We start from the raw sequence: 14,887 nt of genomic DNA on the forward strand, positions 1-14,887 counted from the left end.
ATTACTTTATTATTCTAGTTATCAAATACTTTTTAATATCTGAATCTTGAAATAATTGTGCTGTTGCTTTATACATTTTTATACTTTTTACTTTTGTCTCTAGTTCTAAATTATTTCTAAAATCATTTATGACATCAGTAGTAATTAATTGTAAGTATTCACGGTTTACAAAAGCCTTTAATGGTAACCCAATTTTATTGTTTTTTGAAATAAATAAGTTTTTATGTTCTTTCCAAACTTTTTGAAATTCACTATTTAAAGTATTGATATCTGTTGAATCACTTTTAGAAATAGAATAAATATTAGATAAAGCTATCAATAAAATTATTTGATGTGGAGCAAGATTTCCTCTTGCTTTATCTCTCTTTAAGTTATTTACAAACTCTTCAGTATTCATAGCTAAAAATTTAAATTATCTTTTTACAACTTCTAATAAAAAATCATCAGGACTATCAAATTTACGTTCGTAACCTGGTGTTTGTCTAATTTCAAGTATGTGCTTTGCTCCACCTTCAGCATATTCGCTTATAATCGTTAATAATTTACGTGAATTTAAAAAATCATCTGCTTTAGACGTCTCCACTTTGCCAATTGCCATCAATAACAAAGCATGTGCGATTGATTCTGAACCATTACTAATCATTTGGTACTGAAAAGATGACTTATTTGGTAAATCAGCTCCAAATTCTCTTTTATCATTAATAAAGCCAATTATAGCAGTCCAAGCATAAACTTGCCAGTATTTAGAAAAGAATTTATCATCTTTTTTACTTAATGACTCTTGTTTACGAGCGAACATATCCCTAATTTGCTCAACGTGATTTCCATAATGTACGTCTCTTTTATTAATTTCTATAAATAGCTTTTCCATTATTTAATTGTATTAATATATGTTTTTTTATTACTACGAGAGTCAGCCCCATCTTTATCAATGAGTTCATTTTTTAATTCATAGTATTTACTGATTTTAGCTTTATCAATAAAACTAGCTCTTTCATCCCCTTTGATTTTATTATAATCTTTTGACATTATTATAATTTGATCAAAAGATTCTGATAAGTTTTGAGTCAAAAACAATGTATTTTCATCATCAAACTGGGAAGTTGGTGCATCCGCTAATAAGGGAAATGAACGATTCATTTTTTTTTCGCTCAAAGATAAAAAAGCATTGGCAACAGCTAATTTTTGTGCGGTTAACTCAGCAGTATTTAAGTTTGATAAAGTTTTTTTAGTTTGTTTATCAATAATTCTTACTCCTTTATCAATTTCAATTTCACCTTGGGTATTACCTCCTAAATATTTAGAATATAAAACATTGCTCTCGTGATTAATCTCTTCAATTAAATGATTTAAAGCTGTTTTCTTTAAATTAATCAATGCAGAATTAATTACATCAATATATTTTTTTGCAGTTATTTCAGTTATTTCAACAGCATCATCAAATTGAATAATTTTAGCTTTACGGTCTAATAATTCCTGTAATCTTCTGTCTTCAGAACTTTTATCACTTGTATAACTTAATATTCTTCTATCAGTATTCGTTTTGCTTGCATTTAAACTTCTAATCTTGTTCAATATCTGCTCATAAGTAGTTGAACCAATTGATATTTCTGTAGCATTTTCAATTCCAGAACCTGAAAATAAATTATCTCTTTGTGTCAATAATTTTTTTCTTTGTGCAATTAATTTTTCAATATCAGAATCATTTTTTACAACCTCATCTGAAATACCTGGCAATTCACTCAATAAATTTCTTCTAAAGCGGTTAAGCTCCGTAAAGTTATCTGATAAGATTTTTTGGACTTGGTTGTTTTTAAAATCTGCCATACGTGATTTCAATGCGTGATATGGAGCTGTGCCTTCTTCTACAGCTCTTTCACAGATGTAACAAATGTTGTCATCTAACATTTTTTGCACATATTCTGGACCAGGTAATGTAATTGGAACTGGGTTTTCAGACTTTTGAAATGACTTAATTTCTTTACTTAAAACATCCATATTAACGGATGATTTTTTGATCAAATCATCACATTTATTTAGCATCCATTTTGAAATAAATTTTTCTTTACTCTGAACAGACAAAAAATCTATTTTATCGTTAACTGCTTTAATTTCATATTCATATTTATTTAATTTCAATTTTAAATCAGAATACTTACCAACACCTTTTAATTTTTCCTCTTCTTTAATTATTGAATCTTCTAAATTTAATAATTCATTTTTAGCCTCAATTATTCTGTCATCATAAGAAGATGATTTTCTTTTTGCCTCTTCAACCTCTACTAATATTCTCTCTTGCTCAACAGTAAATTTTTTAACTTTTTTTAATTCATTATCAATCTTGTTACTAATACTTGATTCAGCCTTTTTAGTAATTGCTACCAAATTTTCATAAATTGGAAAATATGAAATTTCATTGATTGCATAACTTAGGGTTGCAGGATTGCTAAAATCATATAATTCATCAACAGTCTCTCCTTGAAACCACATAAATTTTCTTATGCTAACAGGAAAAATTTTATCTAAAAACCATTTATGTTCTCCTTTATCTAAGTATTTAGTTTCTCCGTTAAATACATACCAAATTTGCAATTCTGGTTTGGAGGTTGGAAAAACATCATTTATTCTCTTTTTAAAGAAAATTTCTTTTTCAAAATGATATTCAACTAAATCACCTTTTATTTCCTCATTTTCATGAAACTCAGCTGTAAGTGTGATTTTTATAGCAGTCTTAAAAACATCATCTACATTAGAATTTAAAACAATATAATCTGGTAATGTATTGATGTTGTCTGCTGCTTTCCATTCCTTTTTTGTTGTATCTTCTTGTTTATCAACATATATATTGTTGAAAAACGTCCAATGAAAAGCATTAAACAGGTGCGATTTTCCACCAGAGTTTTTTGCTGACACAATATTAAGACCTTTATCAAAATCAAACTCATTATACCCTACGTAACAAAAAAAGTTATCTATTTCTACTTTATTAATAATCATCTTTAATAATTTTTAGTTCTAAAATAGTTGATTAAATAGTTCTCAAATTCTCCTCTAGCCCGATCGGTTAAATCAGAATCATATTTAAATTTTAATAAAACATCAAAAGCTTTATTTAAAACATTTATATCCAGTCCATCTATTTGAATCTTCTCTAAGAATTCTTCTTTGGCAAGAATGGTATTGAATTCTTCACGTAATGAGTCATTTAATGATTTCATTTTATTTATAATTTTCAAGTTCTTTGTTAGCTAATTCGTATATATCAATATCAAGATCATAACATATCTGTTCAAGACTTTTTAAACAAGAATCTTTATTTTTACTTAAAACAGAAAAGTTAACTAATCTTTTTAATTCGGATAAAAATATATTCTTTTCAATCTTGGATAGTTTTTCATCGGTATTTGTGTGGTCTATTATTGGTTTTACAACCAAATCGTAAATGATAGCATGTTCTTTACCTTTAAAATTTCTTAGAACCCTACCTCGTCTTTGTACATATTGTCTTGGATTTCCTGTTGATGAACAAAAGATTGCATATTTTGTTTGCGGAATATCAACTCCTTCGTCTAAACACTTCATTGCTAATAAAGCATCTAATTTTTCACCTTTAAATTGCTCAAATATCTGATCTCTATTTTTGGTTTCTCCTGTGAATTTAGCCATTCGCAATCCAAAATTATTATATAGTATACTAAGATATTGATCAATTAACTTGTCATTATCACTTTCAATATCAAAAATAGCATTTTCATTTTCAGCATAATCAACTTCTATACCTTCCGGCACGTATATAAAGGCATTATTAAAATTTTCTTTTCCAATTCCTTTAACAATGGATATTAACTCATCTATTTTTCTTGAAGCTTTATGAATTATATTTTTCCTTTTAATCAATAAATTATTGACATAATCAGATTCTCGATACCTACCTGTTTCTGGATCAATATACTTCAATAATTCCTTTGAAATTTTCAAATATTCATCCTGTTCGCTTTGCTCTAAATTTACAATTTTAGGATAATAATAATATTTACACAACACCCCATTTTCTATTGCAGTCTTCATATTATACTCGTACGTATATTCATCTTCAGATGTAGAAAAATATTGAGCTAATATTTTATTACCCACATCATCAAATTGTCTTTCTGGAGTAGCCGATAATCCAATACGTTTATTAATATAGTTAGGTAATACATTTATAAAACCTTGTGATCCCATAGTATGGGCTTCATCGGCAATAATTGTAATTTTATCAAAATCATTCTCAAAATTATCTTTAAATATTGTTTGAAAATTCACTCCCTTAAAAGTAGCATACGTTGTTACTATTGCGTAGTCAATATCTCGTTTAAAAACGACATTTTTACCAATACTTTTAAGTTCTTCTTTCCATCCACTATTAATGCTACAACATATAATTGTATTCTGAAAATTGAACTTATGCTTCACTTCATCAACCCACTGTTTTGCTAAAGCAGTAGTCGGTACTAAAACAATGAATTTATAATATTTATTCTCACCGAAGTCATTCAAAACACAATTCAATGACGTAATGGTCTTTCCAGTTCCTGTTGCCATTGCAAAAAGTCCTTTCCGATCATTAGAAATCCATTTTTGATATGCTTCCATTTGATATGGACGAGGACCTTCTACAAAAGGAAATTTAGGATATCCCTCTTGTTTTTCAAACTCTTCAATTTTTGCTATTGCAGAAATGAATGATTTTTGAATTTTAGAATTATTAAATATTTTATCACGTTTAGCTAATAATTCTTTTTCTTGAATTAACAATTCATGAATATTTTTATCACCAAACTCTTTTTTAATTGCGGCTTTAACGTCTTCAATACTTAAATATTCTACAAAATCTGCTTTCTCGGTAAATATCTCTTCAAAATATTGATTCTGTCTTCTTATAAATTTATTTGATCTTCCATTTTCCCAAGACATAAAACAATCTAATTCTTCTAAATTTTCTAATAGTCCGTAAGCTGTAAAATTACATGATGATTTAAAACCAATTGTGTTTTCTCCATCAGTAAAAATACCTGATTTATAGTGTGAAATTCCTTTTCCTTCTTTTGGTCTTATAATTTTTATTTCTATCCTATCATTAGCTATTAACCATGCAAAACATTCAAAAAAATGTTTTCCGTATTCATCTAATGACTCTTTTAATTCTTTGACATTATTAAAATTATAAACTGTTGAAAATGCTTCTTTTTTCTGGCCTTTTTCAATTGCCTTTTTATCTTCTTCAGAAAGTATATTATTTATAACTGCTCTCATTTTTCCACCAGAATAAATGAAGTTAGCAAAACCTAACGACAAAACATTCAGAGCTGATGAACTAAAATAACCTAACAATAAATCAAATGATGTACTATTACACAAAGCATCCAAATAAAATTGTAATGGTTCGTCTTCACTACCTGTTTTATAATCTCTATCTTCTGCCCAAAGAATATTTTTTAACATCTTAAATTTAATTTATCTCGATCTGTATCGCATTAACTAATAAATCTATTTGATTTTCCGTTATCGTTTTGTCAATAGATATTCTTATACACTGATTACAATCAAAATCAGTTAATCCCATTGCTTTTAAAACATGTGAGTTTTCAATAATTTGTGAAGTACATGCAGAACCATTACTCACCAAAAAATCCACACTTTTTGATATGAATATTTGAGAATTTAAACGTGGTACTAAAACATTTAAAATATTGCAAACGTTGTGTTTTTTATTCCCAATTTGCTTAAATCCTGATATTTTATTTAATTTTTGAATTAAATACTCACTTTTAGCGTCAATTATGGCTGTATTTATTGCTAGTTCACTCATGGAAATTTCACACGCTTTTCCTAATCCAACTATAAAAGAAGTATTATATGTACCAGCTCTTAATCCATATTCTTGTCCTCCACCATGAAGCAATGGAACTAAATCTATTCCTTTTCTTTTATATAAAACACCAACTCCTTTTGGACCGTTTAATTTATGTCCACTAAAACATAACATGTCAATATTGTCTTTTTCAACATCTACTACGATTTTACCAACGGCTTGTGTTGCATCACAAAAAAAAGTAATATGATTTTTTCTTGCGATGGAACCAATTTCTTTAATTGGTTGTATAACTCCCGTTTCATTGTTTACATACATAATACAGACCAAAAATGTATCAGCTCTTATAGCATTCTGTAAATCATAAATCGAAATTAGACCATCTTTATCTACATCCAAATAAGTAACTTCAATACCTTTTGTTTCTAAATATTCACATGTTGAAAGAACAGCTTTATGCTCAGTCTTAACTGTAATAATGTGATTTCCTTTATCATAATTAGATTCAACAAAACCTTTTAAAGCAAAATTTATAGATTCAGTAGCACCTGATGTAAATATTACTTCATTTTCACTAGAATTTATTAAATGTGCAACTTGTGATCTTGCAATATCTATTGATTTTTTTGCTCTTTTACCAAAATCGTGATTGCTCGACGCGTTCCCAAATATATCTGTTAAATAAGGTAACATTGATTCAAGAACTCTAGAATCAATTTTGGTTGTGCTCGCATTATCGAAGTAGTTAATCTGCATTTAATAATCTTTTTATATACAATAATACGAAAAAGCATCGGAAAGAAAATAAGGAAAACCGTAAAGAAAAAACCGTATTCAAAATCAGGTATTTTTACGTAAGTTTTTTTAATTATTTCAACTACAATTATCCTCAATATGTTCTAACTAACTGAACTACTCTCTTAGTCTATGTTTGCCTGAAAAGCTTAAAGTAGAATTTCTTTAATTTATAAACAAAAAAATCTGAAATTAAAAATATCAGATTAAAGGAATTAACTTTTCAAACTCTTTATAACTGCAATTTCAAGATCTCCAATGAGTTTGGAATTACTTAAAAGAAATTTATAGTCAATACTACATCTAAAATCAGCATTTAGCATTAGAAGTTTAGCTTCTTTAGCTCTACTTGTGCTTTCTATTACTTTTTTATGATCTTCATAAACTGATTCAAGAAAAATTCCAGGACTTGGTATAAACTTTAAATTTTCTAAAACATAATCTTCATCCATATCCTTAATATCCTTTGTACGTTCAATCAGAGCTATACAATAGTGTTCTTTATATTTTGGATTTACAGCTCTCTCTAACTGTGATATTGCAAGTTTTATTGAATCCGTATTTCCATGTCTTACCGACTTCATTTCAATATAAAATGATTGTCCAGTTACTGGATTAGTAATTCTAAAATCATAAGATCCGCCTCCTGCATAAACAAAGTTAACATCATCTAAATTAATTTTTTCGACAATTAATCCTAAATGTGCTTTTTCAAATGCCGTTTTAAATAATTTTTCCACATCGCTGCCGATTTTTGATTTAGTGTCAAAATCTCGTTTTTTTTCTCCTTCTTCACGTGCTATGTCCATTACGTGCGAAGGTATTTTATCAGGAAACAGCTCAGCTAATTCTTTAAGCTGATTTAGATTTGCGCCAGATTCTATTATGCTGATTATTTTCTTTACCTCAGAAATACTTTCCACAACTTTATTTAATTCAGCTTCAGTGACATCTGACTCTGCAAGTCTAAGTAATGAATCTTGTTTACCGCTATCACGAATTGTAATTGCTTTTACTCTTTCTTCTTCATTAAAACTTTCCATAAAAAAATTAGAATACGAGCCATGAAATGTTGGGAAATAATTTGAAAGTTCTTTCCAATTAGGGAATCCTTTTACTTTCAGCCATTTTAACAGAATACTTAAACCTTCTAATTCATTTTTAGATAATCTAGAATTTCCATCTAATCGTATCCGGAAAATATCATCTATTTCTTTTGCTAAAGAATCCCATGTTTTAAATTTATTAGCAGGCAATAGATTAACGACTTCTTTATTGATTACATCATTTAAAAGTTTATCGCGATAGTTTTCATTTTTCATTTTGTTGAAAACCTCAATCAAATCATGATGAACTCCATTATCTGCATAAATTTCTGCATCTCTGTCTACAAATGTGCCTTCTTCTGATTTGCAAGGAATTATTTTATGCTTTGTAAGTAGGCCATTATCATTTTCTATTACATACTTTATAAAAACAGCCAGCCATTTAATTGTTTCTTCTTCATTCTTGTTAAGTAACTTTGAAAGCTGGACTAAATTTTTAGTCTCTTCTACTATTTTTACTGCTGCGTCTAATCTAAATGGAACCTGCTTAAATATTGTGAAATCTATATTTTTCAGCCAGTTTAAATATTCATGCCTATTAGGTACCTGTCCTAATATTAAATCACAAACAGTATCATAAAAATCTAAATCTTTTGATTCTGTTTTATTTTCGGGAATGAAAGGAAGTTTTAGTTCAGAGTAGGAAATACTTTCCCCGTTACAATTAACAAATTTTACCTGATCGAGTACGATTTTGAAGTCTTTTTCAATATTCTGTTGAAACCATGAAGAATCATTTTGAAGTGCTTTTATTCTGTCACTCTTTAGTTTTACTAAATGATAGAGATTTCCAACTCTATCTTTTGACAATGTTTCAAGCAACTTTTGATATGCTTTAACTCCATTTGATAAATTATTTCTGTTTTCAATATCATTATTTGAAATATTTATTCCATTTCTTTCTGTTTCTGGTTTAAACTTTTGGGAATTTATTGAAACTGGAAAAGGAAATTTTTCTGAACCAATCATGGGAAGATATAAAAATAGTACAGCCATATTTTCCGGATATTCCAACACAAGATTATTTTTTATCTCTACAGCAACAGTAACATCATCTTCTACAGCATACTTAACTTTTATATCTGGCTGGGGTACTGCATTTATTTCATAACCTATTTCACATAATCCAGACTGATCGTTCCTGCTTTTTTGATAAAAATAGCTTTCTTTTAAACTACCGTTATTTTGAATAAACTTAACCGATTTAAGTTTTGGTAGAAAAGTAAAAACTAATGGTAAAATTTTAACCGCATATTCAATACCTGATTTGGCAACTTCTTTTGGAGTTAGATTAGATAATCCTTTATTTAAATCATAAGTGAATTTTGTTTCAAAAGATCCAGGCAAGTGCTCAGATGATACATACTTACTTTTAAACTGACTTTCTGAACTTTGAATCGAATCTATCAATTTAGGTTTAGAATTATATTGATTTCTGTCTAAGTCAAATTTAAATCTGTAATATACATTTTCTCTGTATTTGTCTTTGACCAAACCCTCAACAGTAATTAAAGATGAAAGTACATGAGTCGATATAAAACCACTTCCAAAACGTCCAATATAATCATCATCAATATCTTTGTCATCCTTATCTGAATCAGGTGTTATCAAATTTTCAACATCTACAAGTTTAAAGGGCTGACCATTATGCCGAAATATTAAATAATTCTCTTTATGCTCTAATTCTATATCAACTTCGGAATTAAAATCACTTGCATTTTGAATCAATTCCCAAAACCACCTGTACTGAAGGGAATCTATTTTACTAGGTATAGGTTCCAATTTTTCCATCAGCCTTTTGGCCGGAATGCTTAACTTTTTTTCAATTTCAGTTTCTTTGATTTGGTCATCAAATGATTTAAACTCTGTATTCGATATTTTAACTTCTTCCATACTATTAATTAATTGCTAACAAGATTTCTACAGTGGTTAAGTAACTGTTATTTATATTTATATTGTTTTGTCTGTATAATTTAAAAGATTATTTTACCATCTTACTGCCAGTACTTTTGAGTAATAATTTGTGAGATATTGAAGTTTTTATCTTTTAATTACTTTACCAATATAGGATTTTTCCCAATACCTTTTTATTAATCAAAAGAATTTCTAATAGATTTATAACATCATATAGCCGATGTGACTTGTAATTAAAAAATCAGAATGTTAATCAGCAGGAATTTTGAATCTTATTTTTATTATAGTTATGAAAATAAGATTTCTGATATTGACTAAATTCAATAATAAACTATAATCTTCTTAAAAGTGATAAAAATCAGGATCTCTATGAATCTACAAGTTTGGAAGATTTATTTTGACTTGAAAATTCATGCAATAGCTTAATGATTTCTATTTCAATAATTCTTGCATTTTTTGCTGAAGTAATTGTTTGTCCGGAAGCTGGATTTTGTATTCAGCTACCATAGTAGAAGAAAGACTTCTATTGAGAGCATACTCTACTACTTTACTGTCCTTGTCGGTGCATAACAATATCCCGATGCTTGGATTTTCATTGGATTTTTTAACATCACGGTCTAATGCTTCCAAATAAAAATTTAACTGTCCTAAATATTCCGGTTTAAATTTATCTGTTTTTAATTCAAAAGCAACTAGACACTGTAATCCTCTATGGTAAAATAAAAGGTCAATATAAAAATCGCTATTACCAACCTGCAATTTATATTCCTGATCAATGAAGATAAAATCTTTGCCTAATTCCAAAATGAAATTCTTCATCTGCTTAATCAATCCTTGTTGTAATTCATTTTCACTGTAGGATTCAGAAAGATTTAAAAAATCAAAAATATAACTGTCTTTGAAGGTATTATTAATTTCAGAATGTATTTCTCGCACCACTGGTGCGAGTTTTGAATTTCCAATCATAGTTCTTTCAAAAAGACTGGATGAAATTTGACGCTCTAATTCTCGTTTACTATAGTTTTCTCTTTTTGAAAAGCTTAGATAAAACTCTCGTTCTTCTAATGTTTTACATCTAGAAAAGATAATCAGATTATTGGACCAGTTAATTTCTCGCAGCAGTGGTGCGAGTTTTGGCGTATCTTTATAGATTTCATAAAACTGCCTCATACGCCAAAGGTTTGCATCCGAAAATCCTTTTGAATCAGGCTCACTTCTTTGCAAAAAATCGGCCAGTTCTTTTACTACTGATTTCCCCCACTGTGCTGTTTCGATTCGATTATAAATGTATTGTCCAATATTCCAGTACAGATTAATCATTTCAGTGTTAACTGCTGAAATGGCTTTTGATCTGGATTGTTTTATTAATTGGATTATATCGGTAAATTGTTCTTGTATCATTATTTCTAATTTAAATTTATTATCACTTCTTAATTACTAAATGACTTAGTTCAATATCATTTAATAGTCTTTCCTTTTCAGCATAAATAGTATCCTTGATGTCCTTTTTTATCTGTAGGTAATTGCGCTGTACCATTGCATTATCAACTTTACGAATAACAGGAATATCGACATAGTGATCCTGTTCTTTTTTTAATGCTTCATGGTCATTTACTATTTCAGAATGAAATGTTTTGAGTTCAATTTTACAATCAGGATCATCGGCTACCATACCCACGAATTCACCAGAACTAAGTCCGGAAATTTTGGATGGAGGTACTGCTGATTCCAATTGTTTGGAACGGCTGATTGAAGTATCTCCACTATTAATCGAAAGGCTTTCCCTATCCTGCATTATTTTACCGAAACGCTCTGATAATTGTTTGGCAGTATCTCCTGCAACTTGTCCACTGACTACGTTTCCAACAATATTCATAATCACATCCGCCTGTTCTCGTCCATAGTCTTTACGCAGCTGGCTAAAATCCTGGATACCCAAACAAGTTGCTACCTTATTGCTCCGGGCTGTAGCAATTAAGCTGTCCATATTGTTGAGGTAAATAGTTGGAAATTCATCGAATATCAGACTGCTTTTATGTTTGTTTTTTTGGTTTACCTGCTTTACCAATCGGTTTACATAAAGTGACAACACAGCTCCATATATCTGGATTTTCTGGGGGTTATTACCCATACAAACGATCTTCGGTTCATCCGGATTATTAATGTCCAATGTGAAGTCACTACCCGATAAAACATAATACAATTGTGGAGAGGAAAGACGTGCCATGGCAATTTTTGCTGATGCAATTTGCCCCTCTAATTGGTCCATAACATTATTTAGGTAGGCATTCACAAAGGGATTAATAAGCACTTCAATTTCTTTTTCGGTTCTAAGCAGCGTAAAGAGACTATCATAATCTTCCTGCATGAGCTCAATTACATGGGGAAGTGTGCAGAATTCTCCGTCTTTGTATTTTCGTAAATACCATATTATGGCGGAAAGAAAATTAATCGGTGACTCTACAAAAAAATCACCCTGTCTTTTGATCCATTCCCTGTTGAGTCCCAACAAAATGGTACGTGCCGATTCTGAAGCATCTGTAATGTCACTCATACCTGACGGCTCTAACGGATTACACCGGTTAGTCCGGGTCAAATCATCAAAATTAATGACATAAAACTGTGGCAATTTCGGATAGTTATGTTTGTATTTAAGCCAAGTATTATAGACAATTTTGGTTAGGTCATCAAACTTGAAGTCATAGACAAACATGGTGAATTGTTTACGGATGTGCTGGGTAATGACATGGCGTATGACGAAATAAGATTTCCCAGATCCTGGTGTGCCGGAAACCAGCAATCCTCGAAAGGGATTAATAATGTTTATCCAACTGTCCCTTATCTTATCCTTTAAATGATAACGGGCCGGAAGGTTGATGGAATATTCATTATCCAAGAATCTTTCTTCCTGGGGGAAAGTTTCATTTTCGTTATTAAAAATATCCTTGCTGTTGAGCCTGTTTTTTATAATACGAGATAATAGTGTACCTCCGGAAAGCATCAGAAGAAAGCCACTGGAAGTTATGGTGATATAAGCAATTGCTGCCAGCATGAGTTCAATTTTCAGGTATAGTGAAAGACAACTTATAAAGTAAATAAGGAGACCTGTAATGATGTAAGCAAAAGCTGTTTTAGAACTCAGTTTTTCATCTTTTCTCCCTTTTGCTCCAATTAGTGAGATTAATAAAAATACTAGTGCAAAGAGTTTGGATTTATGAAAGTTATTGAATAATCCAGTATGGTAAATATTGCCCATAATTTTATCACTAAATCCGCTGACCAGATGCCACTGCTGAAAGGCAGCATAGCAGTAATAATAAAAATGGATTACTAAAATAATGATGCTGATAAGTCTTGTCATATCCAAGATCTTTCTAAGCGCCTGTTCGTTTTCTCCTGTCTGCATAGCCATGATTTCACGTTTTATCGATTATTAGACTGTCCTCTTCTTTTTTTCTTTTTGTTTCTCAACTCATATGGAAGGTAATTAGCTGTCTGTTCTGATTGAGTGAGCATCTCTGCTAATTGCCCCATTATTGTGCTGGACCCTACATATTTGTTATTTCTAAAATAATCACCAAACAGTGCTGCAACTATTTCCGATTTCGGTGTTTCAAATGTGATTTCGTATAATTTTTCACTTACCAAATTTGTCATTTTTTGTTCGGCCGGATTAATGAATGTACAGCGTTCCTGTATTGCCTTAGCACTGTATTGTTTACCAAGTGTACTGCCATTAAAAACACATTTTGTGGTATGATCTACATAGGTAATCCCATAAATTAATCCTTCTGCGTTTTTTCTAAAAACAGTATTGATTCCATCTTTTTGCAGTACTTGAACTAGTTCTGCGAGCGATATTTGAGTTTTAAAGAATGCCATATCAATGGCATTTTTTACCCTTCTTATATTTGAGACTTCATTTGTTTTATTAGACGCAAATTTTTCTTCTAAAAATTTCAGTGTTGGCTTGTTGTAAAACAGACTGGCTTTTATGGGGACTCCGATAGGTTTACCGTCATCATCAAGTATTCTATACATCAATCCTTTTGCTTTATACATTTTTGAATCTTCATTGCCGCGGTCAGCTAAAACATTGTATTGTTTAAGCACAGCATTGAGTTCTGGAAAGCTGGCGTATTTATACGATGAAAGCACCTGATTGAGTACATTTGTAATAGCCTTTTTCGATTCGCTTCGCCCGTATTGAATCTTTTGTGAGATGATTGGCTTAAGCATAAAATCAATACTGTTTTTATTCCCTTGCGCCTTAACAAGTCCAAAGCGTTCTTCGATTTCTTTTCTTGCCGGTTCAGATCGGTTTTTACCAATATTTTGCATGTCAATTCGCTTACTATCCCTTTGAACATTTATGGAGACCAGATGGATGTGCGGATGTCCGGAATCGTTGTGCTGATATACGAGATAAGGCTGCTCGCCAAATCCGATTTTTTGCATATAAGTATCCGCGATAGCCATTAATTTTTCCTTGGAATGATTTTCTGAAAGATCAAAATTGATCGAAATATGTACACTGTTTCGCTTTACATTTTCATTTAGTTCCAGTTGTTTTAAAAAGCGGTTCAGTTTCACAGTAAGCCCCATTTTATCAACATCAATAGGATAATTTCCAGCACCAATACATTGGGCCACATTTTCTTTTACTTTGTTTTCATTGTAATAGAAAACTTTCTGGATAGAGTATCCTGTTTTTATGATCGCAACCATTTTTCGGAGATTTTCCGGATGTAATTTTTGATTTCATCAATTTTGTCAAAAAGGATTTTTTTATCCAGTTCAGCACTTAAAATCCATACTTTAAATTCCGGAATTTGATTTAGTGTATGTAGTTTTTTTACTGCCTGATTGAAGTTGTTTCCAATACCATTTAATTGCTTGAATAACTGGGTCATTTCATGGATCATATCATCTAAAGACTGATTCCTGTAAGTGGTGTTTATAGATTTCTCAAATAAGTGCCTACGAATGTAATCACTCAGTTTGCGGCAAGTACTAGCTTTCCATTTTTTCTCAATTTTCGCATACTCTCCAGGTGTAAAGCGTAACCCAACTATACGTGTTCTGTTTGAATTTTCTCTTTTCATTTTCTCTCTTTTTCATTGTTATCAAACCTTAATTTATGCTTTTAGTATCACTGCTCACGAGTTCCGAGTATAGAGCAGCAAGAAGGCTGTTGTTTAACAACAGGACATCTTGC

General features: G+C 30.3%; 11 protein-coding genes. All 11 read right to left on the minus strand.

The annotated features are described in order from the left end of the window. Position 1: 1 nt before the first annotated feature. The 11 genes from ASF10_RS13365 to ASF10_RS13415 all read right to left on the minus strand — a co-directional run bounded on the left by ASF10_RS13365 (position 2) and on the right by ASF10_RS13415 (position 14,774). Entirely contained in the window at positions 2–397 is a 396-nt protein-coding gene (locus ASF10_RS13365) for a hypothetical protein (protein ID WP_056250039.1), read from the minus strand. Positions 398–412: 15 nt separating this feature from the next. Then, on the minus strand, positions 413–871 hold the full coding sequence (locus ASF10_RS13370) for a hypothetical protein (RefSeq protein ID WP_056250040.1): 459 nt from the start codon (positions 869–871) through the stop codon (positions 413–415). Next, positions 871–2,997: a hypothetical protein gene (locus ASF10_RS13375; RefSeq protein ID WP_056250041.1), complete on the minus strand. Its 2,127-nt coding sequence runs from the start codon at positions 2,995–2,997 to the stop codon at positions 871–873. The genes ASF10_RS13370 and ASF10_RS13375 overlap by 1 nt, the downstream gene beginning before the upstream one ends. 2 nt (positions 2,998–2,999) lie before the next feature. Next, positions 3,000–3,218: a hypothetical protein gene (locus tag ASF10_RS13380; protein ID WP_131726538.1), complete on the minus strand. Its 219-nt coding sequence runs from the start codon at positions 3,216–3,218 to the stop codon at positions 3,000–3,002. Between the two features lies 1 nt (position 3,219). Then, a complete protein-coding gene (locus ASF10_RS13385) occupies positions 3,220–5,484 on the minus strand; it encodes a DEAD/DEAH box helicase family protein (RefSeq protein ID WP_056250044.1) in 2,265 nt (754 codons plus the stop codon). A gap of 7 nt (positions 5,485–5,491) precedes the next feature. Then, positions 5,492–6,610, minus strand: a complete 1,119-nt coding sequence (locus ASF10_RS13390; protein WP_056250046.1) for a cysteine desulfurase family protein — start codon at positions 6,608–6,610, stop codon at positions 5,492–5,494. A 254-nt stretch (positions 6,611–6,864) separates the two neighbouring features. Beyond that, a complete protein-coding gene (locus ASF10_RS13395) occupies positions 6,865–9,648 on the minus strand; it encodes a sacsin N-terminal ATP-binding-like domain-containing protein (protein WP_056250048.1) in 2,784 nt (927 codons plus the stop codon). A 453-nt stretch (positions 9,649–10,101) separates the two neighbouring features. Continuing rightward, positions 10,102–11,070 (minus strand): YhcG family protein, encoded by a 969-nt coding sequence (locus ASF10_RS13400; RefSeq protein ID WP_241774954.1) that lies wholly within the window; start codon positions 11,068–11,070, stop codon positions 10,102–10,104. 22 nt (positions 11,071–11,092) lie between these two features. Next, positions 11,093–13,075: a conjugal transfer protein MobC gene (mobC, locus tag ASF10_RS13405; RefSeq protein ID WP_056250397.1), complete on the minus strand. Its 1,983-nt coding sequence runs from the start codon at positions 13,073–13,075 to the stop codon at positions 11,093–11,095. A 17-nt stretch (positions 13,076–13,092) separates the two neighbouring features. Beyond that, entirely contained in the window at positions 13,093–14,397 is a 1,305-nt protein-coding gene (locus ASF10_RS13410; protein ID WP_056250050.1) for a relaxase/mobilization nuclease domain-containing protein, read from the minus strand. Then, positions 14,382–14,774: a plasmid mobilization protein gene (locus tag ASF10_RS13415; RefSeq protein WP_056250052.1), complete on the minus strand. Its 393-nt coding sequence runs from the start codon at positions 14,772–14,774 to the stop codon at positions 14,382–14,384. The genes ASF10_RS13410 and ASF10_RS13415 overlap by 16 nt, the downstream gene beginning before the upstream one ends. Between the last annotated feature and the right edge of the window lie 113 nt (positions 14,775–14,887).

The sequence above is a fragment of the Flavobacterium sp. Leaf82 genome, assembly GCF_001422725.1.
Lineage (GTDB): Bacteria > Bacteroidota > Bacteroidia > Flavobacteriales > Flavobacteriaceae > Flavobacterium.